Origin of the sequence: Spirillospora sp. NPDC000708, assembly GCF_040299565.1 — a bacterium.
GTDB lineage: Bacteria > Actinomycetota > Actinomycetes > Streptosporangiales > Streptosporangiaceae > Spirillospora.
In genome coordinates, this window is the sequence record NZ_JBEPCJ010000109.1 from 1 (window position 1) to 24,683 (window position 24,683).

Below are 24,683 nucleotides of genomic sequence, written 5' to 3' on the forward strand. Positions count from 1 at the left end.
TCCGCCGCGAACGGCGCGATCTTGGCATCCGCCAGCTCACGCACCGTCGCCCGCAGCAGCTCCTGCTCCTCCGACGGCGCGTACGCGGGAAAGTCGCTCATCGTTCCTCCGGGCGGCCGGTGCTCGCGGCCGTTACTTTGACGACCAATATTTGGACGCCAAAATAAGCGAGCCGGGAGCGGCCGGTCAAGGCGGCGGCACGCCACCGGACGGTGGCCGTCGCCACACTTTCAGAGGTGCTCCAGCAGCCGGGCCAGGGCCGGGTTGTCGTTCCCGCGCCGCCACGCCAGGCTCAGCTCCACCGGAGCCGGATCGGACGGCTCCAGCGGGCGGAACGTCAGGCCCGCGTACCGCAGCCGCGCCGCCGCCTCGGGGACGAGCGCGAGCCCCCATCCGCCGTCCACCAGCGCGAGGATGCTGTGCACCTGGCTCAGGTACTGGACGTACACCGGGGAGACGCCCGCCCGGCGGAACAGCCCGACCAGCAGCTCGTGGAAGTACCGCGCCTCGACCGGCGAGTACATGATCAGCGGCTGCCCGTCGAAGGCGTCCAGCGGCAGGGGCCCGCCGCCATCGGCGAGCGGGTGCCCGTTGGGCACGGCGGCCAGCAGCGCCTCGCGGCCGGCGGCCCGTTCCGCCAGCTCCGGCGCGGCGACGGGCGGGCGGACCAGGCCGAGGTCGAGACCGCCCTCGGTGAGCGCCCGCAGCTGGTCGCGCGTCACCATCTCGCGCAGGACGATCTCGACGTCCGGCAGCGCCGACCGCGCGGTGTCCAGCAGCCGGCCGAGCGCGGCGTAGGCGCTCGCGGCCGTGAACCCGACGGCGACCCGGCCCGCCTCCCCCGCCGAGACGCGCCGCGCCGACAGCGCGGCGTGCTCGGCCTGGTGCAGCAGGCGGCGCGCCTCGTCCAGGAACGCGCGGCCCGCCGGGGTGAGCCGGACCGAGCGGTTCGTCCGGTCGAACAGCCGCACGCGCAGCTCGCCCTCCAGCAGCTGGATCTGCCGGCTCAACGGCGGCTGCGTCATCCGCAGCCGCTCGGCGGCGCGGCCGAAGTGCAGCTCCTCGGCGACGGCGACGAAGCTCGCGAGCTGGGTCAGGGTGAACAAACGATTCCCTACGGGTATCAGTGGATCCGAATTTCGTGTTGGACCTGGATCGATCGGCCATCCTAGCCTCGGGCCATGAGCCATCACGCGCCCGACGAGACCGCCCGGCTGCTCGGCGCCGGGCTCCTGTCGTTCCCCGTCACCCACTTCCGCGACGACCTGTCCTTCGACGAGGACGCCTACCGCGCCCACGTGGCGCGCCTCGGGCACGAGGGCGTCGCGGGCCTGTTCGCCGCGGGCGGGACCGGCGAGTTCTTCTCCCTCACCCCCGCCGAGGTGGGACGGGTCGTCCGCGCGGCCGCCGCCGAGACCCCGGACGGCGTCCCGCTCATCGCGCCCGCCGGGTACGGCACCGCCACGGCCGTCGAGATGGCCCGCGACGCCGAGCGCGCGGGCGCCGACGGGATCCTGCTGTTCCCCCCGTACCTGACGGAGGCGCCGCAGGACGGCCTCGCCGCGCACGTCCGCGCGGTGTGCGCGGCCACCGGGCTCGGCGTGACGGTCTACAGCCGCTCCAACGCCGTCTACCAGGACGGCACCGTCGCGCGGCTGGCCGAGGAGTGCCCGAACCTCGTCGGGTTCAAGGACGGCGTCGGCGACCTGGAGCTGATGACGCGGATCCGGTCGCGGCTCGGCGACCGCCTCGTCTACATCGGCGGGCTGCCGACCGCGGAGACGTTCGCGCTGCCGTACCTGGAGATGGGCGTGACGACCTACTCCTCGGCCATCTTCAACTTCGCGCCGGAGTTCGCGCTCGGGTTCTACACGGCCGTCCGCGCCCGCGACCGGGACGAGGTGCGGCGCCGCCTCGACGGGTTCGTGCTGCCGTACTGCGAGATCCGCAACCGCGGCAAGGGGTACGCGGTCAGCATCGTCAAGGCCGGGATGCGGGCCGCCGGACGGCCGGCCGGGCCCGTCCGCCCGCCGCTGACCGACCTGACCGCCGCCGAGTTCGCCGACCTCGCCGCGCTCGTGGAGAAGGTGCTCTGACGTGCACGGCGCCGGGGCGGCGACGCTGGACCGGGTCGCCTGGGTCGAGCTGTCCTCGGTCACGCTGCCGCTCGCCGTCCCGGTCAGCGACGCGAAGGTGCTGACCGGGCGGCAGCGCCCGATGACCGAGGTCGTGTTCCTGTTCGCCGAGATCGGCACCGAGGGCGGGCACGAGGGGATCGGGTTCGGCTACGCCAAGCGGGCGGGCGGGCCCGGCCAGTTCGCGCACGCCGCCGAGATCGCGCCCGCGCTGATCGGCGAGGACCCCAGCGACATCGGGCGGCTCTGGACGAAGCTGGCGTGGGCGGGCGCGTCGGCGGGACGCGGCGGCCTGGCCGTCCAGGCGATCGCCGCGTTCGACATCGCGCTGTGGGACCTGAAGGCGAAGCGGGCGGGGCTGCCGCTGGCCAAGCTGCTCGGCGCGCACCGCGACTCCGTCCGCTGCTACGACACCTCCGGCGGATTCCTGCACGCGCCGCTGGAGGAGGTGCTGGACAACGCGTCGGCGGCGCTGGCGTCCGGGATCGGCGGCATCAAGATCAAGGTCGGGCATCCCGACCGCGCGGAGGACCTGCGCCGCGTGACCGCCGTCCGCGAGCGGCTCGGCGACGCGGTCCCGCTCATGGTGGACGCGAACCAGCAGTGGGACCGGCCGGCGGCGCTGCGGATGGGCCGCGCGCTGGAGGAGTTCGGCCTCACCTGGATCGAGGAGCCGCTCGACGCCCACGACGCCGAGGGCCACGCGGACCTCGCCCGCGCGCTCGACACCCCGATCGCGACCGGCGAGATGCTGACCAGCGTCGCCGAGCACCGCGCGCTGATCGACGCGCGCGCCGCCGACGTCCTCCAGCCGGACGCGCCGCGCATCGGCGGCATCACCGAGTTCCTGAGGCTCGCCGTGCTCGCCGACCACCACCGGCTCGGGCTCGCGCCGCACTTCGCGATGGAGATCCACCTCCATCTCGCCGCCGCGTACCCGTCCGAGCCGTGGGTCGAGCACTTCGACTGGCTGGACCCGCTGTTCGACGAGCGGCTCGAGATCAGCGGCGGCCGGATGCACGTCCCGGCCCGCCTCGGGCTCGGCATCACGCTCAGCGAGCAGGCCCGCGCCTGGACGACGCGGCGGACCCGCGTCGGCGCGCGGCCGTGAGGCGCTGAGGCCGTGAGGCGCTGAGGCCGTGAGGCGCTGAGGCCGTGAGGCGCTGAGGCCGTGAGGCGCTGAGGCGCCCTTCGGTTGACCGGACAGGATTCGAACCTGCGACCCGCTGTTTGTAAGACAGCCGCTCTACCGCCTGAGCTACCGGTCACCGTCTTGGAAACGGCCGTGCGCCGTTTCCGGACGTCCCCCGGGCTGGATTCGAACCAGCGATCGCCCGCTTATCATACGGGTGCCCTCACCGGACTGGGCCACCGGGGATCGGGCCTTTCCCATGAGCGAAAGGCCGGCTGCTGGAGCAGGATTCGAACCTGCACTTTCGTGGTTCAGAGCCACGCGTCCTTCCGTTAGACCATCCAGCATCGCGGGAACGGGTTCCCGCGCCGTGCCGCCCGGAGGAGTCGAACCTCCATATCCGGGGTAAGAGCCCGGAGTCCTCCCATTGAACGAGAGCGGCATGTCCCTCGATGTTCCTCGATGTTCCTCGCACCGAGCCGCACCCGGGAATCGAACCCGGTACCCCTGGGTGGAAGCCAGGTACCTCAACCATTTCGGCATGTGCGGCCGAGCGGAGCCGGCGGGCTCCGCGGTACCCCTGCCAGGACTCGAACCTGGGCTCCCGCGTTCGTAGCGCGGTGCTCTGTCCACTGAGCTACAGAGGTCTGCGCGGCCGTCCGAGGAGTCGAACCTCGTCCTCCCGGTTTTCAGCCGGGCGCTCATCCCCATGAGCTTGAAGGCCGTCGGGAAGCACGGACTCGAACCGCGTCTCTCCCGCTCCCAAGGCGGGCGGGGCACCGCATCCCCTTCTTCCCGTGGTCCGCGCGGGCGGGACGCCCGGCGTCGCCGTGGATCGGACCGGACTCGAACCGGCAACCTCCCGCTTGCGGGGCGGGCGCTCTCCCAATTGAGCTACTGACCCATGGATCTGCGATTCATTTGTCGAAGCCCCTCGAATGCGGGCAGCATCGGAAGAACACTCGGCGAATGGACGGATGAGCATGAAAAAGGCCGCCGGGTCATCTCCCTGGCGGCCTCCGGCGGAACCTTGCGGCCCTATCCGGGGGCGCCCTGGGGGACGACGAAACCTCGCTGCGGTCGAGCGGCGAACGCGCGGCCCTGCGGCTGCGGCGCCTGCTTGGCGATGCCCGTTCCGATCATCTCCGCGGCTCCCTTCCGGCTCGTCCCGTGCGGTTCGTTACTCATATGGTGCGGGACGCGGAATGAATGCGCAACACCTTTTCACCGCGAATCGCCCCGGGCCCCCGAAAGGGGCCCGGGGCGATCCGGGGGAATGGACGTCAGGCACGCCGGCGGGTACGGGCCGGACGGCCCCCGCGGGAGGGGGTCAGCAGCCGGGCCAGCACCCGGAACGGCAGGGTCACGATGTCCACGATCGTTCCGAAGATGGCGCTGAGCGCTGCACTGATGCGGCGCATGGGACTCACTCCTTCACGTCGACCTGGTGGAACCCATACCCGCACATGGCGTTTTACACGGGACGCCCGCCGACGACCACCGTGGCGGAGTGCTCGTCGGACCGCGCGACGGCGGCGGTGAGGCCGCCGCCGGCGACGGCGTCCAGGGCGTCCGCGACCTGCCGCTCGGTGGTCTCGAACAGCAGGTGCCCGCCGGGCGCCAGCCACCGCGGCGCCTCGGCGGCCACGCGCCGCAGCACGTCGAGGCCGTCGGCGCCGCCGTCGAGGGCGACGAGGGGCTCGTGGGCCCGCGCCTCGGCGGGCAGCAGGCCGACCTCGCCCGTCGGGACGTAGGGGACGTTGGCCAGCAGGACGTCGACGCGTCCCCGCAGGCCGGCGGGCAGCGGGTCGAACAGGTCGCCCTCGTGGACGCGGCCGCCCGCGGGGACGACGTTGCGCCGGGCGCACCGCACCGCGGCCGGTTCGATGTCGGCGGCGTGCAGTTCGAACGCGTCCAGGCCCGCGACGAGCGCGACGCCCAGCGCACCGGAACCGCAGCACAGGTCGACGACGACCGGGCGGGGCGGCAGGAGCCGGGCCGCCCGGTCGACGAGGAACTCGGTGCGGCGGCGCGGGACGAAGACGCCGGGTTCGACGGCGATCCGCAGCCCGTGGAAGGCGGCCCAGCCGACGACGTGTTCGAGGGGGAGCCCGGCGGCCCGGCGGCGGACCATCGCGGTCGCCTCCTCGGGCGTGCGGGCCGTGGAGAGGATCAGCTCCGCCTCGTCCTCGGCGAAGACGCAGCCGGCGGCGCGGAGGGCGGAGACGACGGAGTCGGGCGGCAGGAGCGGTGCGGCTTGAGCGGACATGGGCGCCTTTCGGGGAGGCCGGTGGGCGCTCCCCGGCCGCCTAACGGTGGGCGGCCGCGCGCGTGCGAGGCGGGAGCACCCGGACTGGACGGGCAGGAACGGGACTCACCTCCTCGGTCGGTCCGGAACGGACTCCGGAAAGGCTACCGCAGCCGGTGCAACGTCCCCGGCCGCCCCGGTGTTGACCGGGAAAGGCACGGAACGGACGAGGGAGGCCCCGCATCATGGGCGGCTACGCGGACAGGGTCGCGGACGGCGACTGGGCGGCGATCGGCGCGGAGGTGGACGCCTACGGCTGCGCGCTCACCCCGCCGCTGCTGACCGGGGAGGAGTGCGCCGAGATCGCGGATCTCTACGACGACGCGGGACGGTTCCGCTCGACGATCGACATGGAGCGGTACCGCTTCGGGGCGGGCCAGTACCGGTACTTCGCCGAGCCGTTCCCCGAGCCCGTCGCCGCGCTGCGGGAGGCGCTATATCCGCGGCTGCTGCCGATCGCCCGCGACTGGGCCGCCCGGCTCGGCCGTCCCGCGCCGTGGCCCGGGACGCTGCCCGAATGGCTCGCCATGTGCCACCGCGCGGGCCAGCGCAAGCCCACGCCGATCCTGCTGCGCTACGGCCGGGACGACTGGAACGCGCTGCACCGCGACCTGTACGGCGACCTGGGTGTTCCCGCTGCAGGTCGTGATCGGTTTGGACGAGCCGGGCGCCGACTACACCGGCGGCGAGTTCCTGATGGTCGAGCAGCGGGCGCGCGCCCAGTCGCGGGGCACCGCGACGCTCCTCCCCCGGGGCCGCGGCCTGGTCTTCACGACCCGGGACCGTCCGGTGCGGACGCGGCGCGGCTGGTCGGCGTCGCCGGTCCGGCACGGCGTCAGCGTCGTCCGGTCGGGCCGCCGGCGGACGCTCGGCCTGGTCTTCCACGACGCGGCCTGAGACCGGGCACGCGACCGGCCGCTGAGACCGGTCACGGCACCGTCCCGGGGGCGCGACAATGGAGTGCTGACCAGGACGGGGGGTCGCTCATGGTGGAGAAGAGCGCGCTGAAGGCCGACTGCGGGGCCTGCTTCGGGCTGTGCTGCGTCGCCCTGCCGTTCGCGAAGTCGGCCGATTTCGCGGTCGGCAAGGAGGCGGGGCGGCCGTGCCGCAACCTGCTCGCCGACTTCCGCTGCGGCATCCACACCGAGCTGCGGCAGCGCGGGTTCCAGGGCTGCACGGTCTTCGACTGCTTCGGCGCGGGCCAGAAGGTGTCGCAGGAGACGTTCGGCGGGCGGGACTGGCGGCAGGGCCCCGAGGTGTCCGGGCCGATGTTCCGGGTGTTCCCGGTGATGCGGCAGTTGCACGAGCTCCTCTGGTACCTGGCGGCGGCGCTGGAGATGCCCGCCGCCGCGCCCGTCCACCCGGAGATCCGCACGGCGCTGGACGAGACGGAAGCGCTGACCCGCGGCGGACCCGCCGAGGTCGCCGCCGTGGACGTCGCCGCGGTGCGGGAGAAGGTCAACGTCCTGCTGCTGCGCGCCAGCGAGGAGGTGCGGGCGAAGGTCCCGGGCCGCAAGCGCAACCACCGCGGCGCCGACCTCATCGGCGCCCGGCTGAAGGGCGCCGATCTGCGCGGCGCGAACCTGCGCGGCGCCTACCTGATCGCGGCCGACCTGCGCGGGGCCGACCTCCGGGACGCCGACCTGATCGGCGCCGACCTGCGGGACGCCGACCTGTCCGGCGCGGACCTGACCGGCGCGCTGTTCCTCACCCAGGCGCAGGCCGACGCGGCGCGAGGCGACGCCGCGACCCGGCTGCCGGACGCGCTCACGGCCCCGGCCCGCTGGACATCCGCGCCGGCCTGACCCCCGCGGCCCGATGCCCGCATGATCTTGTTTAGTCCCCGTTCGAGGGGGCATTTCCGCAGCGCACCGGCATCGAGGGGGCCACGTGGCGCGGGTGAGATGGTGGGGCACGGGGGTCGTGGTCCTGGTGCTGCTGATCCTCGGCCTCGTGCTGCCCCTCGTGGACAAGGCGCTCGGCAGCGGCGGCACCGCCCTCGCGGCGGGCACGGTCATCGCCGTCGGCACCGAGCGGGCGGGCGTCCGCCCGGTGACGTTCACGGTCCCCGCCGCCGGATGGGCGCTGGACGAGGCGCGCTCCTCGCTGACCAACAACGCCGAGGTGACCCGCGGGGAGGTCAGGGTCGACCTGAACCTCGTCGTCCCGCTGGGGTCGCTGGACAACCGGCGGCTGTGGGACGGGCTCGGCCGGATCATCGCGATGGGCGGCGCGCAGCTGCGCAGCGGCCCCTCGGCCGTGACCACCCGGCACGGGATGCCCGGGCTGACCGGCGCGCTCGCCGGGCACGGCAAGATCGGCTCGGCGACCGTGTTCACCAGGGACGACCTCGGGGCGACGGTCACCGCGTCCGGCCCGCCGGACGCCTACGGGCGCCTGGCCGGCGAGGTGCGGGCGATCGTCCTCAGCGTCGAGATCTCGCCATGACGCGCCGTCCCGCGTTCTGGCTCTGGGCCGTGATGTGCCTGCTCGGGCTCTGGATCGCGGTGCGGGCCATGGACGCGCAGATCGGCGAGTTCCCGGCGGGCGCGGTGGCCGGGCTCGTCCTGCTGGCGCCGGTGCTCGCGGCCGGGGTGTGGGGGCTGCGGCGGCTGCACCCCGTCCGGCCGCGCCCGCTCGGGTACGCGCTCATCGCGGTGGCGTGGGGCGGGCTGGCCGCGTTCGGCACCGCGCTGCCCGCCAACGCCGCCTTCCAGGCGATCATCGCCAAGACCGCGGGGGCGGAGTTCAACGCCGACTGGGGCGCGTCGATCGCCGCGCCGGTCGACGAGGAGCTGCTGAAGCTCGCCGGGGTGGCGGTGCTGGCGCTGATCGTGCCGTGCGCGGTGCGGGGGCCGCTGGACGGCTGGGGCTACGGCGCGCTCGTCGGGCTCGGGTTCCAGATCGCCGAGGACTTCCTGTACGTGCTGAACACGATCGTGCTGACCGGCGGGACGCAGGACGCGAACGCGGCGTTCTTCACCTTCGGCGGCCGGGTGATCGGCGGCGCCTGGTGGAGCCACTGGGCGATGACCGCGGTCGGCGGCGCCGGCCTCGGCTGCCTGCTCGGGCGGGCGTCCCGGGCCACCGCCGCGCTCGCGTTCGCCTCGGTCGTGCTCGCGATGGCCCTGCACGCGTGGTGGGACTCCCCGCTGCTGCCGGGCGCGGCGCTGCTGCCGGTGAAGGGCGCGCCGATCCTGCTGGCGGCGGTGGTCGCGTACCGGCTGGCGCGGCGGCACTACCTCGTCCGGTTCCGGCGGGCGGCGCGCGAGGAGACCGCGCGGGGCGTGCTCCTCCCCGGCGAGGACCGGGTGCTGGCCTTCCGCAAGTGGCGCCGCAAGGAGCGGTGGGACGTGCCGGGCGGGGAGCCGCGGCGGCTGCTCACCCGGCTGCGGACCGCCGAGCTCGACCTGCTGGAGGACGGGTTCGGCGGCCTCGAACCGGACCCGCAGGCGGCGGACCGGCTCCGCGCGGAGATCGCCGTCCTGCGGCGCCGGCTGGAGGCGGCCCGCGCGGGGCCGCCCCGTCCGGGCGCCGTCCCTCCGGGTCCCTATCCGGACACCGCCCGTCCCGACAGCGCCTGACCGGCTGCGCCCGACCGGCGGCTTCTGACCGGCAGCGCCCGGCCGTCAGCTCCTGCGCCGCCGGACGGACGCCGTCGCGAGCGCGGCCGCGCAGACGGCGGCGGCGACGAACAGAGCCTCGGCGGCCTGGCCGTTCCGGTGCCCGACGGCCGCGAACGCGCCCATGATCGCGACGCCGAGGGTCGCGCCGAGCTGGCGGACCGCGTTGAGCAGCCCTCCGGCGGCGCCCGCGGTGCCCTCGGGCGCGCTGGTGACGACCAGGGTCGCCAGCGCCGGGAGCGCGAACGACACGCCGAACCCGGTGCACAGCAGGCCCGCGAGCAGCGCCGGGTAGGACGCGCCCGCGGCCATGACGGCGCCGAGCAGCACGCCGCCGGCGGTGAGCAGGCCGAGCCCGGCGAGGACGGGCGGGCGCGGCCCGGTCCTCGCCACGATCCGGCCGGTGAGCAGCGGGTTGAACGCGAACGGCAGGGTCATCGGCAGGAACGCGAGGCCGGTCCGCAGCGCCGACATCCCGAGCGTCTCCTGGAAGACCAGCGGGAGCACGAACAGCACCCCGGTCATCACGAAGTTGACCGCCGCGCCCGCGACCAGCGACCCCGGCATGCCGGGCGCGCGCAGGACCGCCGGGACCAGCACGGGCGCCGCGCTCCGCCGCTCCAGCACCGCGAACGCGGCCGCGGCGGCGGCCGTCCCGGCGGCCGAGCAGGCCGCGTGGACGGCGGCGCCGGAGCCGAGCGCGATGAGCGCGTCGGTGAGCAGCCCGAGCGTGACGCAGGCGACGGCCTGGGCGGGCCAGTCGATGGTGCGGTCGCCGCGCGGGCAGCGCACCCGCGGACCGGCGACGAGGGCGAGGACGACGACGGCGAGGGGCACGTTGATCAGGAAGATCGCCCGCCAGCCGGCCAGCCCGACCAGGGCGCCGCCGGCGATCGGCCCGGCGGCGAGGGCCGCGCCGCTGGTGGCCGCCCACGCCGCGACGGCCTTCGCGCGCTCGGCTGGCACCGGGTAGAGCCGGCTGATCATCGCCATCGAGGCGGGCACGCACGCCGCGGCGGCGGCGCCCAGCACCGCCCGCAGCGCGACCAGCGTCCACAGATCCGGCGCCAGCGAGCTGAGCAGCGACGCGGCGCCGAACACGGCGATGCCGGCGCGGAACGCGCGGTGCGCGCCGTACCGGTCGGCGACGGCGCCGGCCGACAGCAGCAGCGCGCCGAACACGACGGTGTAGCCGGTGACGGCCCATTGCAGGCCCGCGACCGTCCCGTGCAGGGAGCGGGCGAGGTCGGGCTCGGCCACCGAAAGGACGGTGGTGTCGAGCAGCACCATGAAGTAGCCGAGGGATATGCCGAACAGGGCGGGGCGGCGCCGCGCGCCGGGGGCCGCCACCGGGTCCGGGGAGAGAACCGTGCTCATGACGCCCAGTCTCGGAACCGGCGGTCCGGCGCTCCACCGGCCCGCCCGCACGCCGCGTTCGGAATATCCGAACGCTCCGCGCGGGTTGCCGTGGCATGGAACTGCGCCAGCTGCGGACCTTCGAGGCCGTCATCGAGCACGGCACCGTCACCGACGCCGCGAACGCGCTCGGCCTCGCGCCGTCGTCGGTGTCGGAGCAGATCCGGACGCTGGAGCGGTCCCTCGGCGTCGCGCTGTTCGACCGCGGGCCGAAGGGGATGCGGCTGACCGCGGCGGGCGAGCGGATGCGCGGCTGGGCCGGGCGGCTGCTGGGGCAGGCCGAGCAGGCGCGCCGCGAGGTCGCGGGCGGGGTCCCGGTGGTGCGGCTCGGCGCGCTGGAGACGATCGCGGCGACGCACGTGCCGTCGGTGCTGGCGCGGGTCGCCGAGCGGCGGCCCGGCCTGCGCGTGGAGGTCCGCGCGGACGCCGCCCGCGACCAGCTGCTCGGCGCCGTCGCGGCCGGGGACCTGGAGGCCGCGCTGCTGCTGGACGCCGGCGCCGGGCTCGGCGACCTCGGCTTCGCCCCGCCGCCCGCGCCGCTCGGCTTCGTCGACGTGGAGCCGGTCCCGCTCGCGCTGGTCGCCGCGCCCGGCCACCCGCTCGCCGCCGCGCCGAAGGTGACCGCAGCCGACCTGGCGGGCGAGCGGCTGCTGGTGAACGTGCCGGCCTGCTCGTTCTGGCTGGCCGGCGAGCGGGTCATCGGGCCCGGCGTCGAGCGGGTGCGGGCGGGCAGCGTGACGGTCATGGCGTCCTGGGCGGAGCGGGGGCTCGGGATCGCGCTGCTGCCGGAGTTCGCCGTCCGGGACCGGCTCGGCTCCGGCGCCCTCGCCCGCATCCCGCTCGACGCGCCGGACCTCAGCCTCCGCCTGGTGTGGCGCACCGATCGGGAGACGATGCCCGGCCTGCGCGAGGTGCTGTACGCGGCGAGCGCCTGACGGCCCCTCGCCGCCGGACGTCAGGGGGCGCGCGCCGTCAGCACGCTCGCGGAGTTCGCGGTGACGATGACGAGGATCGCGAGCCACTGCGTCCAGCGCAGCGCCTGCCCGAGGACGACCAGCCCCGCCACCGCCGCCAGCACCGGGTTCACGCTCATGAACACGCCGAAGAACCGCGCCGGGACGCGGCGCAGCGCCAGCAGGTCGGCGAGGAACGGGACGGCCGACGACAGCACGCCCGCCGCGCCCGCGCAGGCCAGCGCGCCCGCCGTCGGCGGATGCCGGACGAGGACGAACGCCCCGATCGGGACGAACACGAGCCCGGACAGCGCCGCCGCTGCGGCCGACCCCTCCGCGCCCGGTAGCGTCCGCCCGATGGACCGGTTGAGCAGGATGTATCCGGCCCAGCAGCAGGCGGCGAGCAGCCCGAGGCCGATGCCGAGGTAGTCCGAGGTGGGACGCGGCCGGGTCAGCGCGACGACGGCGGCGGCCACGGCGGCGGCGCACGCCAGGTCGGTGCGGCGGCGCGAGCTCGCCAGCGCGACGGACAGCGGCCCGAGGAACTCCAAGGTGACGGCCAGGCCGAGGCCCACGCGCCCGACCGCGGTGTAGAGCGAGAGGTTCATCGTGGCGAAGACCGCCGCGAGCGCCAGCACCGGCCGCCACTGCGCGGCCGTGAAGGAGCGCAGGCGGGGACGCCCGACCGCGAGGAGGACGGCCGCCGCGACCCACTGCCGCACCGCCACCACCCCGGCGGGCCCGACGACCGGGAACGCCAGCGCGCCGACCGCCGCGCCGGTCTGGTTGGACGCGGCGCTGCCCAGCATCATCGCGACCCCGGCGAGGCGGCCGCGCGCGCCTCCGGCCCGGACGTCGCGCCGCGGTTCCGTCCTGGTCTCCACCGAGCCGCCGGTCTCCATGCCCCGAGCATGCGGCGGCCCGACGGTTGCGCAAAATGCATGCGAGAGGCCATCTATACGCTTGAGTCATGGATGTGGAGCTCCGGCAGCTGAGGGTCCTCGTCGCCATCGCGGACGCGGGCACGTTCACCGACGCCGCGATCGAGCTCGGCGTCTCGCAGGCGGCCGTGTCGCGGACCCTCGCGTCCCTGGAACGGGCCCTCGACGTCCGGCTGCTGCGCCGCACCAGCCGCAGCGTGACCCCGACCGCCACCGGCGTCCGCGTCCTCGCGCGGGCCCGGCGGCTGCTCGCCGAGGCCGACGACCTGGTGGCGGAGGCGACGAGCGGGCACGCCCGGCTGCGGATCGGGTACGCGTGGTCCGCGATGGGCCGGCACACCGTCGCCTTCCAGCGGCTCTGGCCGCGCCGCTGGCCCCACATCGACCTGCGGCTCGTCCGCACCAACACCGCGACCGGCGGGCTCGCCGAGGGCGCCTGCGACATCGCCGTGGTTCGCGTCGACCCCGACCCGCGCCGCTTCGACTCCGTGGTCGTCGGCCTCGAACCCCGGTACTGCGCGATGGCGGCGGACGACCCGTGGGCGCGGCGCCGCTCGATCCGGCTGGCCGACATCGCCGGCCGCACCCTGCTCGTCGACCGCCGCACCGGCACCACCACCGTGGACCTGTGGCCGCCCGACACCCGGCCCGCGACCCGGCACACCGCCGACATCGACGACTGGCTCGCCGCCGTCGCGGCCGGCGGCTGCGTCGGCGTCACGGCCCGCAGCACCGTCGACCAGTACCGGCGGCCCGGCGTCGTCTACCGGCCGCTGCGCGACGCCGCGCCCATCGCCGTCCGCCTCGCGTGGTGGCACGACGACCCGCACCCCGCCGCCCGGCACGCCGTCGAGCTGCTCACCGAGCTGTACCGGGACGGCTGAGCCCCCGGCCTCGCCGTTTGTGGCCCGCCCCCTCGGGTACCCGCCCAGCGGACAGTCCGCTTGATCAGGAGGAGTGCGATGGCGGGGCGGGGCCGGGGCGGGGGGAAGCAGCGGATGCCGGCGGGCTGGAAGCTGGTCTACGGCGTGAACGACCGGCTCGGGTCGACCACCTTCCTGCGCACCAACCTCGGCAAGGCGTTCCCCAAGCACTGGACGTTCCTGCTCGGCGAGATCGCGCTCTACTCCTTCATCGTCCTCATCCTCACCGGCGTCTACCTCACCCTGTTCTTCCGGCCGAGCGGCGCGGAGATCGTCTACAACGGCTCCTACTCCCAGCTGCGCGGCGTGAAGATGAGCGATGCGTACGCGTCGACGCTGGACCTGTCGTTCGACGTGCGCGGCGGGCTGCTGATGCGGCAGATCCACCACTGGGCCGCGAACCTGTTCCTCGCGGCGATCTGCGTCCACCTGCTGCGGATCTTCTTCACCGGCGCGTTCCGCAAGCCGCGCGAGATCAACTGGGTGATCGGGGTCACCCTGTTCACGCTGGCGGTCCTGGAGGGGTTCGCCGGCTACTCCCTGCCCGACGACCTGCTGTCGGGCACCGGGCTGCGCATCGCCGAGGGCATCGTGCTCTCGATCCCGGTCGTCGGCACGTACCTGATGCTCTGGATGTTCGGCGGCGAGTTCCCGGCGAGCGAGAGCTTCGTCCCGCGGCTGTTCACCGTGCACATCCTGCTGATCCCCGCGATCCTGCTCGCGCTCATCACCGCGCACCTGATGATCCTCTGGCACCAGACGCACACCCAGTGGCCCGGCAAGGGGCGCCGCGAGCAGGCGGTGCAGGGCGAGCCGACCTTCCCGAGCTTCATGGCGCAGAGCGGCGCCTACTTCCTCTACACCTTCGGGTTCCTGGCCGCCCTGGCGACGTTCGCGCAGATCAACCCGGTCTGGCTGTACGGGCCCTACGATCCGGACCAGGTGTCGTTCGGGTCGCAGCCCGACTGGTACATCGCCTTCCTCGAAGGCTCGCTGCGCATCATGGGGCCGCTCTCGACGACCGTCGCCGGGCACACCATCGGCTGGAACGTGCTGCTGCCCGCCGTCGTCCTGCCCGGCGTGTTCTTCACCCTCATCGGCCTGTACCCGTTCTTCGAGAGATGGGCGACCGGCGACGAACGCATCCACCATCTGCTCGACCGCCCGCGCAACGCCGCGACCCGCACGGCGATCGGCGCCGGCGTCATCGCCTGGTACGGCAACCTGTGGGCGGCCGGCGGAAACGACATCCTCTCCAACGCCTTCGAGATCCCGCTGTTCTGGACGACGTGGTTCTTCCGCGTCGGGTTCTTCGTCTTCCCGGTGCTCGCGTTCGTCGTCGCCCGCCGCGTCTGCCTCAGCCTGCAACGCCGTGACCTGCAGAAACGCGAGGAGGGCGTGGAGAGCGGGCTGATCTCGCTGACGCCGGAGGGCGGGTACGTCGAGCGGCACGAGCGGTCCGCGCCGGAGGAGGCGGCCATCCTGCGGACCCGGCAGCCCCGCGAGCTGGTCGCGGCCTACCCGCACCACATCATCCCGCTGCCGACGCCCGGCCGCGTCCGCACGCAGGTCCGGACCCGCACCAACCGGTTCTACCTCAACTACCAGACCGAGTCGCACGGCGGCGGGCAGGGCGACCTCAAGCGCGACGGCGCCGTGGAGAAGGAGAAGAAGGAAGGCTCCTGACCCGGAGGCCCCGGCGCCGTTCATGGGCCTTCAGGGGGTCGCGCCGGGCTTCGTTCAGGAGCCGGCGGGGGGCTGCGGGAGCGCCGGCTCGGACTCCTGCGGAGGCTCCTTCGGCGGGAAGTGCAGGTCGAACGCCGGCCGGTAGGAACGGATGCGCGGCATCGTCGTGAAGTTGTGGCGGGGCGGCGGGCACGAGGTCGCCCATTCCAGCGAGGCGCCGTGGCCCCACGGATCGTCGGTCTCGACCGGCCGGGCGCGGCGGTGCGTCCGGTAGATGTTCCACAGGAACGCGAAGGTGGACGCGCCGAGGATGAACGAGCCGATCGACGACACGAGGTTCAGCGTCGCGAACTGCTTCGGGTAGTCCGCGACGCGGCGCGGCATGCCTTCGGCGCCGAGCCAGTGCTGGACGAGGAAGGTGGTGTGGAAGCCGACGAACAGCGTCCAGAAATGGATCTTGCCCCAGGTCTCGTCGAGCATCTTGCCGGTCATCTTCGGCCACCAGAAGTAGAACCCGCCGAACATCGCGAACACCACGGTGCCGAACAGCACGTAATGGAAATGGGCGACGACGAAATAGGAGTCGGTGAGGTGGAAGTCCATCGGCGGTGACGCGAGGATCACCCCGGTGAGGCCGCCGAACAGGAACGTCACGAGGAAACCGATCGCCCACAGCATCGGCGCCTCGAAGGTGAGCCGCCCCTTCCACAGGGTGCCGACCCAGTTGAAGAACTTGATGCCGGTCGGCACCGCGATCATGAACGACGTCATGGAGAAGAACGGCAGCAGCACCTGCCCGGTGGCGAACATGTGGTGCGCCCAGACGGTCATCGACAGCCCGGTGATCGCGATGGTCGCGCACACCATGCCGAGGTACCCGAAGACGGGTTTCCGCGAGAAGACCGGGATGATCTCGGTGACGATGCCGAAGAACGGCAGCGCCACGATGTACACCTCGGGATGGCCGAAGAACCAGAACAGGTGCTGCCACAGCAGCGCGCCCCCGTTCGCACCGTCATAGATGTGCGCGCCGAGCTTGCGGTCGGCCTCCAGCGCGAACAGCGCCGCCGTCAGCACCGGGAAGGCGATCAGCACCATCACGCTGGTCAGCAGCGTGTTCCAGGTGAAGATCGGCATCCGGAACACCACCATGCCGGGGGCCCGCATCCCGATGATCGTCGTCATCAGGTTCACCGAGGTGAGGATCGTCCCGAACCCGGAGACGACCAGCCCCATCACCCACATGTCGCCGCCGAGCCCCGGCGAGTACGTCGAGGACGAGAGCGGCGAATAGGAGAACCAGCCGAACGCCGCCGCGCCGCCCGGCATCAGGAAGCCCGCCAGCACCATGATCGCGCCGAACAGGAACAGGTAGTAGCTGAGCGTGTTGAGGCGGGGGAACGCCACGTCCGGCGCGCCGATCTGCAGCGGCACGATGACGTTCGCGAACCCCGCGAACAGCGGCGTCGCGAACAGCAGCAGCATGATGGTGCCGTGGATGGTGAACAGCTGGTTGTACTGCAGGTCGTTCATCACCTGCATGCCCGGCCGCATCAGCTCGGCCCGCATCAGCATCGCCATCAGCCCGGCGATCAGGAACATCGCGAACGACGTTCCGAGGTACAGGTAGCCGACCACCTTGTGGTCGGTGGTGGCGAGAACGTCGCCGATCCTGATCCCCTTGCGGTGGCGCGCCAGCGCGTCCGCAGCGCTGGTGTCCGGCGGGCCATCCACAGCCGTCATCCGGGCTCCCCTCCTCGTCACTACCAACGGCTGGTAGTGACCGGGGAAAGACCCTTCAAACGCGCGCCCGCACCAGGCCCGCGCGGGCGCGCACGCCTGGTCCTCGCGCGGGCCTGGTGCGGGCCGGTGAGCGCCGGCCGGTGAGCGCGGGCCGGTGAGCGCCGACCGGTGAGCGCCGCCCGGTGAGCGCGGGCGCGGTGCCTTACCGGGCCGTCGCGCGGTGGCGGTGGCGGCGGCTCACGGGCGGCGGGTCAGGGGTGCCAGTGAGGGCCCTCGTCGCCGAGCTCGTCCTGGACGGGCGGGCGCTCGGTGTCGCGCATGTGCTCGGCGAGGCCCGGCTTGTTGTGGTGCCGCCGCTGGTAGGCCTGCTCCGCCGGGGTGCGGTCCGGGTCGGGGTCGACCGGCAGCGAGCGCAGCACCTCCGCCGCGCTGCCGTAGGTGCCGAGCGGCAGCGACGACAGCACCCGCTCCTCCTCGCTCAGCGGGCGCTCGGCGTGCGCGTGCTCGACGATCCTCTCCTTGCTGGCCGGGAAGGCGAGGTCCCCCAGCAGCTGCTCGACCCGTCTCGTGTCGGCGATCTTCATGGTGTGCTCCCCCCTGTCGCGGCCGACCGTCATCCGGCGACCTCCAGCGCCACCTTCGTCCAGCCGGGCTCGCGCCGGTCGAACGCCTCGTAGGCCTCGATGACCCCGGGCAGGCGGGCCTGCTGGGTGAGGATCGTGGTCGGGTCGGCGCCGCCCTTGGCGATGCGGCTGAGCAGCCCCGGCACGTACCGGCGGTGGTTGCAGTTGCCCGCCTTGACGGTCAGGTTCCGGTTCATCGCCAGGCCCAGCGGGAAGCTGGTGAAGTGCGGCGGGTAGACCCCGACGATCCCGATGGTGCCGGCCTTGGCGACCATGTCCACCGCCCAGCGGAGCGCCTCGCCGGGCGCGTCGCCGGGGCGCCACTGCGCGCCGTGCTGGCCGGTGCGCGGCGCGGCCTGCGCCTGCTCGCGCTCGAACTCGCGCCGCTCCTCCTTGGTGATCGCCTCGGCGGCGGGGCCGCTGGCGGGGCTCTCCGCGTCCACGCCGACCGCGTCGATCACGCGGTCCGCGCCGATGCCGCCGGTCATGTCGGTGACGGCCGCGACCGGGTCCTCGGTGTTGAAGTCGATGGTCTCGGCGTTCTGCAGCCGGGCCGTCTCCAGCCGGTCGGCGTGCCCGTCCACGACGAACACCCGGCCGGCGCCCTGGATCCGCGCCGACAGCACGGCGAGCTGCCCGACCGGGCCCGCGCCGAGCACCGCGACGGTGTCGCCGGGCCCGACCTCGGCGAGCCGCGCGCCGAACCAGCCGGTCGGCAGGATGTCGCTGACCATCAGCGCCTGCTCGTCGGTGACGCCGGGCGGGATGGCGACGAGGTTGGTGTGCGCGTACGGGACGCGCGCGTACTCGGCCTGGAGGCCGTCGAACGGGCCGGTCGACCGGGGTCCGCCGTAGAACGACGAGCCGGCGGACGGGCCGTTCGGGTTGGCGACGTCGCACTGGGCGTAGTACCCGGCGCGGCAGTACGAGCACCGGCCGCAGCCGATCGTGGACGGGATGACGACGCGGTCGCCGGGCACGAAGTTGCGGACGTCCCGCCCGACCTCCTCGACCACGCCGACGGCCTCGTGGCCGAGGACCGTGCCCGGCTCCATGCCGGGCATCGTGCCCCTGACGAAGTGCAGGTCCGTCCCGCAGATCGCGCTGGCGGTGATCCGGACGACCGCGTCCTCGGGGTCGCGGACGGCCGGGTCGGGCACCTCGTCCAGGCTGATCTCGCCGACGTCGTGCCAGACCACTGCCCTCATGGCTCTGCTCCTCCCTCGCGGGGCCTGTTCCCGTCCGCCCTTCCCGCAGGTCACAGGACAAACATGGATAATGCAGACACCTGCCGTACGGCTCGCCCGACCCGCACCGGATAATGGTGAGCCGCAGACCGCGACCACGTCAGGAGTCGGTCATGACACGCCCATCCCGGCCCGCGCGGGCCCGCCGGTGAGCGCCCCCCGCGCCGGCGCGTCCCAGCAGGTGCTCGGGCCGCTGACCGGCTCGGCGATCTTCCTCGTGGTGACCGTCGACCCCGGCGGCGAGCCCGTGGTCGCCGAGCTGCTCCCCGACCTGGCCGGGCTCGTCCGCGCGGTCGGCTTCCGGGTGCCGGGCGGCGGCCTGACCTGCGTCACCGGCATCGGCTCGGACGCCTGGGACCGGCTGTTCTCCGGCCCGCGCCCCGCGGAGCTGCACCCGTTCGCCGAGCTGCGCGGCGACGTGCACACCGCCCCGGCCACGCCCGGCGACCTGCTGTTCCACATCCGCGCGCACCAGATGGACCTCTGCTTCGAGCTGGCCGCGCAGATCATGGAGCGGCTGGCGGGGGCCGTCACCGTCCGGGACGAGGTGCACGGCTTCCGCTACTTCGAGCAGCGCGACCTGCTCGGCTTCGTCGACGGCACCGAGAACCCGACCGGCGAGGACGCCCGCGCCGCCGTCGTCATCGGCGACGAGGACCCGGCGTTCGCCGGCGGCAGCTACGTGATCGTCCAGAAGTACCTGCACGACATGCGGGCGTGGAACGCTCTCACGGTCGAGCAGCAGGAGGACGCGGTCGGCCGCCGCAAGCTGTCCGACATCGAGATCCCCGACGGGATGAAGGCCCCCGGCGCGCACGTCGCGCTCACCTCGATCACGGGCCCGGACGGCGAGGAGCGCGAGATCCTGCGCGACAACATGCCGTTCGGGAACCTGCGCGACGGCGAGTTCGGCACCTACTTCATCGGCTACTCCGCCACCCCGGAGGTCACCGAGCAGATGCTGCGGAACATGTTCCTCGGCGACCCGCCCGGCGTCCACGACCGGCTGCTCGACTTCTCGACCGCCGTGACCGGGACCCTGTTCCACGTCCCGACGGCCGACTTTCTCGACGACCCGCCCCCGCTTCCCAGCGACGACGGATCCCTGGGCATCGGCGACCTGAAGAGGAGCGCACCTTGAACAACCTGCACCGCGAACTGGCCCCGATCTCCGCCGCCGCGTGGGACGACCTGGAGGCGGAGATCCGCCGCACCGTCACCCGCAACCTCGCCGGGCGGCGGCTGGTGGACGTGCCGGAGCCGGGCGGCGTGGCGCTCGCGGCCGTCACCACCGGGCACCTCGACCCGATCGACGCGCCCGCCGAGGGCGTGGCGGCGCACGTGCGGCGGGCGCGCCCGCTGGTGGAGCTGCGGGTGCCGTTCACCGTGGACCGGCGGGACGTCGACGACGTGGAGCGCGGCGCGAAAGACCCGGACTGGCAGCCCGCGAAGGACGCCGCCCGGCTGATCGCCCGCGCCGAGGACCGCGCGATCTTCGAGGGGTACGCCGCGGCCGGGATCGAGGGGCTGCGCGCCGCGTCCGCCAACCCGGCGATCGCGCTGCCGGACGAGCCGCGCGAGTACCCGAACGCGGTCGCGCGGGCGGTGACGGCGCTGCGGCTGGCGGGCGTGGACGGCCCGTACTCGCTGGCGCTCAGCGCGGACGCCTACACGGCGGTGAACGAGACCTCCGACCACGGCTACCCGATCCACGAGCACCTGGCCCGGCTGGTCAGCGGCGACATCGTCTGGGCGCCCGCGATCACCGGCGCGTTCCTGCTGTCCACCCGGGGCGGCGACTTCGAGCTGCGCGTCGGGCAGGACCTGTCGGTCGGCTACGAGTCCCACGACGCGACGAGCGTCCGGCTCTACCTCCAGGAGACGTTCACGTTCCTGACCTACACCGCCGAGGCCGTGGTCGCGCTCGGCTGACCCGCCTCGACCGCGCGCGATGTGCCGTGGATCCGCGGTCCATGACTCAATGGACCGCGGATAACCGCGCCAGCGTTTGTGAGTACGATGAGGGGCTCGACCGCCGACTCGAAGAGACGGGCATGGCTGACTTCCGAATCGACGACCTGGCGCGCGCGGCCGGCACCACGGTCCGGCACGTGCGCGGCTTCCAGGAGCGCGGCCTGCTCCCGCCGCCCCGGATGAAGGGCAGGGTCGGCTTCTACGACGACAGCCACCTGGCGCGGATCCACCTCATCGCCCGGCTCAAGGACCGCGGCTACACGCTGGCCAGCATCGGCGAGATGCTGTCGGCGTGGGAGCGCGGCCACAACCTCGCCGACCTGCTCGGCCTGGAGCGGGTCATCCACGACCCGTGGTCGGACGAGGAGCCGGCGCGGATGACGCTCGCGCAGGTCGTGCGGCGGTTCTACCCGGAGATCCCGGAGGACGCGCTCAAGGGCAAGACGCCCGCCGACTATCCGAAGCTGGGGCGGGCGGAGGAGCTGGAGTTCATCCGGTGGACGGGCGAGGAGTACGAGGTGCCGAGCCCGCGGCTGCTGGAGGTCGGCGCGGAGCTCGTCGAGGCGGGCATCGAGCTGGAGGCCGTCTTCGAGATCGCCGGCCGGCTGCGCGGCGACGTGGACGCCATCGCCCGCCAGTTCGTCCGGCTGACCGTGGAGCACGCCGGGCTGGACGCGCGGTCCGGCGACCGGGACGTCCGCGAGGTCGGCGAGGTGATCCGCCGGCTCCGGCCGATCGGCATGCAGGCGGTGCAGGGGCTGCTGGCCCGCTCGCTGCACGCCGAGATCCAGGCCGAGTTCGCCCGGCAGATCGAGAGCATGGGCCTCACTCCTCCGGCGCCGGACGCCCGCCGCACGCGGACGGCCCCGCGCCCGGAGGCCGGGCGCGGAGCCGGAGCGGCGGGCGGGGCCGGTCAGTAGTCGAACCAGCCGGGCAGCTTGGCGCCGAACATCATGTCGCCGGACAGCTTGATCCTGCCGGTCATGAAGCCCTCCACGCCGTTCAGCCGGCCCGCGCACAGCCGCAGCAGCGTCGGCGCCGACAGCGTGAGCGTGACCTTCGGGCCGGCCGGCGCGCCGCGCTCGCCGATGGCGGCGCCGTCGCGGATCGACAGGCCGTAGGACAGCGTCCCGCCGGGCGCGGTGACGTCCCAGCGGACCACGCCGCCGTCGTTCCCGGCGCGCTCGGCGACGAAGTGCTCGCCCATCAGGCCGAACACCTTGTCCAGGACGTCCTCCGCGCCGACGGCCGCGATGAAGCCGTCGATCGTCTCGTCGTCCACGCCGGGCGCGTCCAGCAGCGCGCGGAGCTGCTCGGGCGAGGCGACGTCCTCCAGCATCGCCTTCAGCTGCTCGGTGTCCCCGAGGTCGGGCACGGTCTCGCTCATGGCGTTCCCCTCCGGTCGAATCGGCGCTTTCACCGGTCCGACGATTCCAGTTCCGCGACCGCCGGATAACTGCACCGGAGACGGAATCGCGAGGGGCGGTACTCACCCATTCGAAGGTTTATGCGCGCTGGCTCTCGAGGCCGTTCTCGAACCAGTCGGGCTGGCCGTCGGGGCGGGTCGTCGCGAGCCAGAGGCGCAGCGCCATCAGCAGTTCGACGTGCAGGGACGGGTCGTGGATCTCGGGGCCGAACAATTCGTCGAGTTTGCGCAACCGGAGCCGGACGGTCTGCGGGTGGACGTGCAGCCGGGCCGCCGCGGCGGAGGCGTTGAATCCGCATTCCAGCACCGCTTGGAGCGTCCGCGCATACTGCGTGCGGCGATTCGGCCGGAGCCGCAGCAGCGGATTCAGCCGGCGCCGCGCGGAATGCTCGACGAGGTCGCGGTGGCGCAGCACCACGAGGGTGGGCGCGTGCTCGGCGGCGATGATCGGCCCTTCGCGGGGCGGCGCGCCGGAGGGCCCGTCGTCGAGCGCGCCGGCCACCGCCAGGGCGAGCGCCTGCCGCGCCCAGCCCAGCGACCGGCCGAGCGCGGCCGGTTCGACGGCGGGGCCGACGGCCGCCGCCAGGCCGGCCAGGAGCGGCTCCAGCGTCCGGCGGTGCACCGGGTCCCGCGGGTCGGGGACGATCAGGCACGGCTCGGCGAGGTGCCGGCCGTCCAGCACCTGCGGCGGGAGGGAGCGGGGCCGGGCCGGGCCCGTCCCGGGGGCGAGCGCGACGGCGGCGGCGCGGCGCGGCACCGGCCACCGCGCCTCCTGCGCGAGGGCGGCGATGCGCCGCGGCTCGGTCCCGGGGCGGGCGAGCAGCGCGTCGAGGAGCGCGCGGCGGCGGCGCAGCAGCAGCGCCGCCGGGTCGCGCGCCGCCTCGGCGCGGCCCTGCGCGACGGCGGCCGTCAGCCGGTTCAGGAAGGGGAAGAGCGCGGAGACGACCTGCCCGTACAGGCCGGGCGGCACCTCGGCGTCCAGCCCGTCGGCGACCCGGGACAGGTGCCGGACGGCGACGCGGGTCGCGACGTTCGCCGCGTTCTGCAGGGCGCTCGCGGCGCGGCCCTCCTGCACCTCGGCGGCGCCGACCCGGCGGAAGAAGGCGAGGAGGTCCTCCGGCGGCGGGCCGGGCCGCTCGACGAGGCCGGCGAACGCGCCGATCGCGCATCCGGCGGCGAACTCCAGCGCGTCCCGGCAGGCGGGGGCGGCGTACTCGGGGACCTCGCGCCGCACCTCCTCGACGGTCTCCGCGACGATCGCGGGGACGGCGTCGCGCAGCGCGCCGCCGAGGACGCGCCGCACGCGGGCGTCGCGGCCGAGGTCCGGTTCGACGGCGTTGCCGGGAGCCCTCATCGCACACGCTCCTCCCGAGATGCCCTGCCGGGCACCATATCGCCGATCTATGTACCGCAAATTAACGGAACAAGCGTGTACGGCTCATTCGAGTGCTGTCAAGACACACGGACCACAGATGTACGTCCCGCATGTTCACGGGACGATGGCCTCGCAACTCCCGAACGACGGTCCGGCCGGGCGCCCGGCGGCCAGGGCGTCGAGGCGCTCCAGGAAGAGGCCCTCGCGCAGCGCCCACGGGCACACGTCCAGCCCGTCGAGCCCGAGGACGTCCATGACCGCCTCGGCGACGATCGCGCCGGCCAGGATCTGGTGCGCCCGCGACGCCTTCACCCCGCGCAGCCTCGCGCGCTCCTCGTCGGGCAGCTTCGCCAGCGTCGGGATCCAGCCGTGCAGGTCCGCGCGTTCGAGGCGGCGCGGCGCGTACGGCCCGGCCTTGGCCTTCGGCGCGCCGCACAGCCGGGCCAGCTGGGTGAACGTCTTGGACGTCGCGACGGCCCGGACCGGCGCGGGCCGTTCGACGATCTCGGTCGTCGCCTCCTTCAGCACGGACCGCACGTGCGCGCGCAGCGCCTTGCGGGTGCGCTTGCGGACCGGCGGCCGGCCCTGCAGGTGGTGCCGGGTGAGCCGGCCCGCGCCGAGCGGGAGCGACAGCGCGATCTCGGGCCCGTCCCCCGCCCCGTAGGCCAGTTCGAGCGACCCGCCGCCGATGTCGGCGAGCAGCAGCGGCCCCGCCGACCAGCCGTACCAGCGCCGCACGGCCAGGAACGTCAGCCGCGCCTCCTGCTCGCCGGACAGGAACCCGAGCGTGACACCGGTCGCCGCGCGGACCTCGGCGGTGACGTCGTCGCGGTTGGCGGCGTCGCGCAGCGCGGACGTGGCGAGCGGCAGCAGCTCCCCCACCCCGGCGGCGGACGCGGCGGCGGACGCCTCGCGGACCGCGCCGATCAGCCGCCCGACGGCGGGGCGCCCGATCACGCCGTGCCGGTCGGTCGACTCGGCCAGTCGCACGGCGCTCTTCACCGACCGCACGGGCGCGGGGGCCTCTCCGGGGCTGAGGTCGGCGATGCGCAGGTGGGCCGAGTTGGAGCCGATGTCGAGGACGCCCAGGCGCAGTCGGCCGCCCTGGGCGGTATCGGTGTCGGTGTCGCTGTCGCCGGCGCTGTCCGTGAGGGGGTTCATGGACTTGGATTACCCGC

23 protein-coding genes, 9 tRNA genes and 1 pseudogene are annotated in these 24,683 nt (G+C 74.1%); 13 read left to right on the plus strand and 20 right to left on the minus strand.

Features of this window, described 5'->3' with window-relative positions; translation table 11 throughout:
- Window positions 1-230: 230 nt before the first annotated feature.
- A complete protein-coding gene (locus tag ABT299_RS45365; protein ID WP_387019479.1) occupies window positions 231-1,106 on the minus strand; it encodes a LysR family transcriptional regulator in 876 nt (291 codons plus the stop codon).
- A 75-nt stretch (window positions 1,107-1,181) separates the two neighbouring features.
- On the opposite strand from ABT299_RS45365, the gene kdgD reads away from it, so the two are divergent.
- Both kdgD and ABT299_RS45375 read left to right on the plus strand, forming a co-directional pair.
- Entirely contained in the window at window positions 1,182-2,096 is a 915-nt protein-coding gene (gene kdgD / locus ABT299_RS45370; RefSeq protein WP_500254588.1) for a 5-dehydro-4-deoxyglucarate dehydratase, read from the plus strand.
- Window position 2,097: 1 nt separating this feature from the next.
- The gene (locus ABT299_RS45375; RefSeq protein ID WP_500254589.1) at window positions 2,098-3,246 is read left to right on the plus strand and encodes an L-talarate/galactarate dehydratase; all 1,149 of its coding nucleotides are present in this window, start codon (window positions 2,098-2,100) and stop codon (window positions 3,244-3,246) included.
- An 84-nt stretch (window positions 3,247-3,330) separates the two neighbouring features.
- On the opposite strand, the gene ABT299_RS45380 is transcribed toward ABT299_RS45375, so the two are convergent.
- The 11 genes from ABT299_RS45380 to ABT299_RS45430 all read right to left on the minus strand — a co-directional run bounded on the left by ABT299_RS45380 (window position 3,331) and on the right by ABT299_RS45430 (window position 5,536).
- Window positions 3,331-3,403, minus strand: a tRNA-Val gene (locus tag ABT299_RS45380).
- A gap of 35 nt (window positions 3,404-3,438) precedes the next feature.
- A tRNA-Ile gene (locus ABT299_RS45385) sits at window positions 3,439-3,513 on the minus strand.
- A gap of 29 nt (window positions 3,514-3,542) precedes the next feature.
- Window positions 3,543-3,614, minus strand: a tRNA-Gln gene (locus tag ABT299_RS45390).
- A 24-nt stretch (window positions 3,615-3,638) separates the two neighbouring features.
- Window positions 3,639-3,709 (minus strand) — tRNA-Lys (locus ABT299_RS45395).
- Between the two features lie 35 nt (window positions 3,710-3,744).
- Window positions 3,745-3,817 (minus strand) — tRNA-Gly (locus tag ABT299_RS45400).
- A 25-nt stretch (window positions 3,818-3,842) separates the two neighbouring features.
- Window positions 3,843-3,914, minus strand: a tRNA-Arg gene (locus ABT299_RS45405).
- Window positions 3,915-3,919: 5 nt separating this feature from the next.
- Window positions 3,920-3,991 (minus strand) — tRNA-Phe (locus ABT299_RS45410).
- Between the two features lies 1 nt (window position 3,992).
- Window positions 3,993-4,065, minus strand: a tRNA-Pro gene (locus ABT299_RS45415).
- A 33-nt stretch (window positions 4,066-4,098) separates the two neighbouring features.
- A tRNA-Ala gene (locus tag ABT299_RS45420) sits at window positions 4,099-4,171 on the minus strand.
- Between the two features lie 379 nt (window positions 4,172-4,550).
- A complete protein-coding gene (locus ABT299_RS45425; RefSeq protein WP_190868011.1) occupies window positions 4,551-4,688 on the minus strand; it encodes an LPFR motif small protein in 138 nt (45 codons plus the stop codon).
- A 53-nt stretch (window positions 4,689-4,741) separates the two neighbouring features.
- A complete protein-coding gene (locus ABT299_RS45430) occupies window positions 4,742-5,536 on the minus strand; it encodes a putative protein N(5)-glutamine methyltransferase (RefSeq protein ID WP_500254590.1) in 795 nt (264 codons plus the stop codon).
- 389 nt (window positions 5,537-5,925) lie between these two features.
- Between ABT299_RS45430 and ABT299_RS45435 the strand changes: the two are divergent.
- The 5 genes and pseudogenes from ABT299_RS45435 to ABT299_RS45455 form a co-directional block, all read left to right on the plus strand.
- Window positions 5,926-6,138, plus strand: a pseudogene (locus ABT299_RS45435) (2OG-Fe(II) oxygenase); the annotation flags it as partial.
- Between the two features lie 82 nt (window positions 6,139-6,220).
- Window positions 6,221-6,472 (plus strand): 2OG-Fe(II) oxygenase, encoded by a 252-nt coding sequence (locus tag ABT299_RS45440; protein ID WP_500254604.1) that lies wholly within the window; start codon window positions 6,221-6,223, stop codon window positions 6,470-6,472.
- Between the two features lie 89 nt (window positions 6,473-6,561).
- On the plus strand, window positions 6,562-7,380 hold the full coding sequence (locus ABT299_RS45445; protein ID WP_500254605.1) for a pentapeptide repeat-containing protein: 819 nt from the start codon (window positions 6,562-6,564) through the stop codon (window positions 7,378-7,380).
- 85 nt (window positions 7,381-7,465) lie between these two features.
- Window positions 7,466-8,023: a hypothetical protein gene (locus tag ABT299_RS45450; protein ID WP_500254591.1), complete on the plus strand. Its 558-nt coding sequence runs from the start codon at window positions 7,466-7,468 to the stop codon at window positions 8,021-8,023.
- Window positions 8,020-9,159 carry a PrsW family intramembrane metalloprotease gene (locus tag ABT299_RS45455; RefSeq protein WP_500254592.1) on the plus strand — a complete coding sequence of 380 codons (1,140 nt, stop codon included), beginning with the start codon at window positions 8,020-8,022 and terminating at the stop codon, window positions 9,157-9,159. The genes ABT299_RS45450 and ABT299_RS45455 overlap by 4 nt, the downstream gene beginning before the upstream one ends.
- A 45-nt stretch (window positions 9,160-9,204) precedes the next feature.
- Here the strand turns inward: ABT299_RS45455 and ABT299_RS45460 are convergent, their stop codons facing one another.
- A complete protein-coding gene (locus tag ABT299_RS45460) occupies window positions 9,205-10,575 on the minus strand; it encodes an MFS transporter (RefSeq protein ID WP_500254593.1) in 1,371 nt (456 codons plus the stop codon).
- Between the two features lie 95 nt (window positions 10,576-10,670).
- Between ABT299_RS45460 and ABT299_RS45465 the strand changes: the two genes are divergently transcribed.
- Window positions 10,671-11,549 (plus strand): LysR family transcriptional regulator, encoded by an 879-nt coding sequence (locus tag ABT299_RS45465; protein ID WP_500254594.1) that lies wholly within the window; start codon window positions 10,671-10,673, stop codon window positions 11,547-11,549.
- 20 nt (window positions 11,550-11,569) lie between these two features.
- Here the strand turns inward: ABT299_RS45465 and ABT299_RS45470 are convergent, their stop codons facing one another.
- Entirely contained in the window at window positions 11,570-12,469 is a 900-nt protein-coding gene (locus ABT299_RS45470; RefSeq protein ID WP_500254595.1) for an EamA family transporter, read from the minus strand.
- A gap of 68 nt (window positions 12,470-12,537) precedes the next feature.
- On the opposite strand from ABT299_RS45470, the gene ABT299_RS45475 reads away from it, so the two are divergent.
- Both ABT299_RS45475 and qcrB read left to right on the plus strand, forming a co-directional pair.
- Window positions 12,538-13,392 carry a LysR family transcriptional regulator gene (locus ABT299_RS45475; RefSeq protein ID WP_433137758.1) on the plus strand — a complete coding sequence of 285 codons (855 nt, stop codon included), beginning with the start codon at window positions 12,538-12,540 and terminating at the stop codon, window positions 13,390-13,392.
- A gap of 78 nt (window positions 13,393-13,470) precedes the next feature.
- On the plus strand, window positions 13,471-15,117 hold the full coding sequence (gene qcrB / locus ABT299_RS45480) for a cytochrome bc1 complex cytochrome b subunit (protein WP_500254596.1): 1,647 nt from the start codon (window positions 13,471-13,473) through the stop codon (window positions 15,115-15,117).
- Window positions 15,118-15,171: 54 nt separating this feature from the next.
- Here the strand turns inward: qcrB and ctaD are convergent, their stop codons facing one another.
- The 3 genes from ctaD to ABT299_RS45495 all read right to left on the minus strand — a co-directional run bounded on the left by ctaD (window position 15,172) and on the right by ABT299_RS45495 (window position 18,691).
- Window positions 15,172-16,860, minus strand: coding sequence for an aa3-type cytochrome oxidase subunit I (gene ctaD / locus ABT299_RS45485; RefSeq protein ID WP_500254597.1), 1,689 nt, complete (start codon window positions 16,858-16,860; stop codon window positions 15,172-15,174).
- 251 nt (window positions 16,861-17,111) lie between these two features.
- Complete coding sequence (locus tag ABT299_RS45490) at window positions 17,112-17,444, minus strand: DUF2795 domain-containing protein (RefSeq protein WP_190868030.1); 333 nt, start codon at window positions 17,442-17,444, stop codon at window positions 17,112-17,114.
- A 29-nt stretch (window positions 17,445-17,473) separates the two neighbouring features.
- Window positions 17,474-18,691: a zinc-dependent alcohol dehydrogenase gene (locus ABT299_RS45495; protein WP_190868032.1), complete on the minus strand. Its 1,218-nt coding sequence runs from the start codon at window positions 18,689-18,691 to the stop codon at window positions 17,474-17,476.
- 187 nt (window positions 18,692-18,878) lie between these two features.
- Between ABT299_RS45495 and ABT299_RS45500 the strand changes: the two genes are divergently transcribed.
- The 3 genes from ABT299_RS45500 (at window position 18,879) to ABT299_RS45510 (ending at window position 21,624) form a co-directional block, all read left to right on the plus strand.
- The gene (locus tag ABT299_RS45500; protein WP_347257126.1) at window positions 18,879-19,871 is read left to right on the plus strand and encodes a Dyp-type peroxidase; all 993 of its coding nucleotides are present in this window, start codon (window positions 18,879-18,881) and stop codon (window positions 19,869-19,871) included.
- Window positions 19,868-20,662 (plus strand): family 1 encapsulin nanocompartment shell protein, encoded by a 795-nt coding sequence (locus tag ABT299_RS45505; protein ID WP_190868034.1) that lies wholly within the window; start codon window positions 19,868-19,870, stop codon window positions 20,660-20,662. The genes ABT299_RS45500 and ABT299_RS45505 overlap by 4 nt, the downstream gene beginning before the upstream one ends.
- Window positions 20,663-20,784: 122 nt before the next feature.
- Window positions 20,785-21,624: a MerR family transcriptional regulator gene (locus tag ABT299_RS45510; RefSeq protein WP_387019438.1), complete on the plus strand. Its 840-nt coding sequence runs from the start codon at window positions 20,785-20,787 to the stop codon at window positions 21,622-21,624.
- On the opposite strand, the gene ABT299_RS45515 is transcribed toward ABT299_RS45510, so the two are convergent.
- The 3 genes from ABT299_RS45515 to ABT299_RS45525 all read right to left on the minus strand — a co-directional run bounded on the left by ABT299_RS45515 (window position 21,618) and on the right by ABT299_RS45525 (window position 24,666).
- A complete protein-coding gene (locus ABT299_RS45515; RefSeq protein ID WP_190868036.1) occupies window positions 21,618-22,091 on the minus strand; it encodes an SCP2 sterol-binding domain-containing protein in 474 nt (157 codons plus the stop codon). The two genes, ABT299_RS45510 and ABT299_RS45515, sit on opposite strands and share 7 nt — an antisense overlap.
- Before the next feature lie 118 nt (window positions 22,092-22,209).
- On the minus strand, window positions 22,210-23,484 hold the full coding sequence (locus tag ABT299_RS45520; protein ID WP_500254598.1) for a PucR-like N-terminal domain-containing protein: 1,275 nt from the start codon (window positions 23,482-23,484) through the stop codon (window positions 22,210-22,212).
- 135 nt (window positions 23,485-23,619) lie between these two features.
- Window positions 23,620-24,666, minus strand: coding sequence for a Ppx/GppA phosphatase family protein (locus tag ABT299_RS45525; protein ID WP_500254599.1), 1,047 nt, complete (start codon window positions 24,664-24,666; stop codon window positions 23,620-23,622).
- Window positions 24,667-24,683 lie beyond the last annotated feature (17 nt).

Bases quoted from the DNA above. Each gene is read 5' to 3' on its own strand.
- kdgD (WP_500254588.1), top strand. From the start codon at position 1,182: ATGAGCCATCACGCGCCCGACGAGACCGCCCGGCTGCTCGGCGCCGGG.
- ABT299_RS45425 (WP_190868011.1), bottom strand. From the start codon at position 4,688: ATGCGCCGCATCAGTGCAGCGCTCAGCGCCATCTTCGGAACGATCGTG.
- ABT299_RS45430 (WP_500254590.1), bottom strand. From the start codon at position 5,536: ATGTCCGCTCAAGCCGCACCGCTCCTGCCGCCCGACTCCGTCGTCTCC.
- ABT299_RS45445 (WP_500254605.1), top strand. From the start codon at position 6,562: ATGGTGGAGAAGAGCGCGCTGAAGGCCGACTGCGGGGCCTGCTTCGGG.
- ABT299_RS45455 (WP_500254592.1), top strand. From the start codon at position 8,020: ATGACGCGCCGTCCCGCGTTCTGGCTCTGGGCCGTGATGTGCCTGCTC.
- ABT299_RS45460 (WP_500254593.1), bottom strand. From the start codon at position 10,575: ATGAGCACGGTTCTCTCCCCGGACCCGGTGGCGGCCCCCGGCGCGCGG.
- ABT299_RS45465 (WP_500254594.1), top strand. From the start codon at position 10,671: ATGGAACTGCGCCAGCTGCGGACCTTCGAGGCCGTCATCGAGCACGGC.
- ABT299_RS45470 (WP_500254595.1), bottom strand. From the start codon at position 12,469: ATGGAGACCGGCGGCTCGGTGGAGACCAGGACGGAACCGCGGCGCGAC.
- ABT299_RS45475 (WP_433137758.1), top strand. From the start codon at position 12,538: ATGGATGTGGAGCTCCGGCAGCTGAGGGTCCTCGTCGCCATCGCGGAC.
- qcrB (WP_500254596.1), top strand. From the start codon at position 13,471: ATGGCGGGGCGGGGCCGGGGCGGGGGGAAGCAGCGGATGCCGGCGGGC.
- ctaD (WP_500254597.1), bottom strand. From the start codon at position 16,860: ATGACGGCTGTGGATGGCCCGCCGGACACCAGCGCTGCGGACGCGCTG.
- ABT299_RS45490 (WP_190868030.1), bottom strand. From the start codon at position 17,444: ATGAAGATCGCCGACACGAGACGGGTCGAGCAGCTGCTGGGGGACCTC.
- ABT299_RS45495 (WP_190868032.1), bottom strand. From the start codon at position 18,691: ATGAGGGCAGTGGTCTGGCACGACGTCGGCGAGATCAGCCTGGACGAG.
- ABT299_RS45510 (WP_387019438.1), top strand. From the start codon at position 20,785: ATGGCTGACTTCCGAATCGACGACCTGGCGCGCGCGGCCGGCACCACG.
- ABT299_RS45515 (WP_190868036.1), bottom strand. From the start codon at position 22,091: ATGAGCGAGACCGTGCCCGACCTCGGGGACACCGAGCAGCTGAAGGCG.
- ABT299_RS45520 (WP_500254598.1), bottom strand. From the start codon at position 23,484: ATGAGGGCTCCCGGCAACGCCGTCGAACCGGACCTCGGCCGCGACGCC.
- ABT299_RS45525 (WP_500254599.1), bottom strand. From the start codon at position 24,666: ATGAACCCCCTCACGGACAGCGCCGGCGACAGCGACACCGACACCGAT.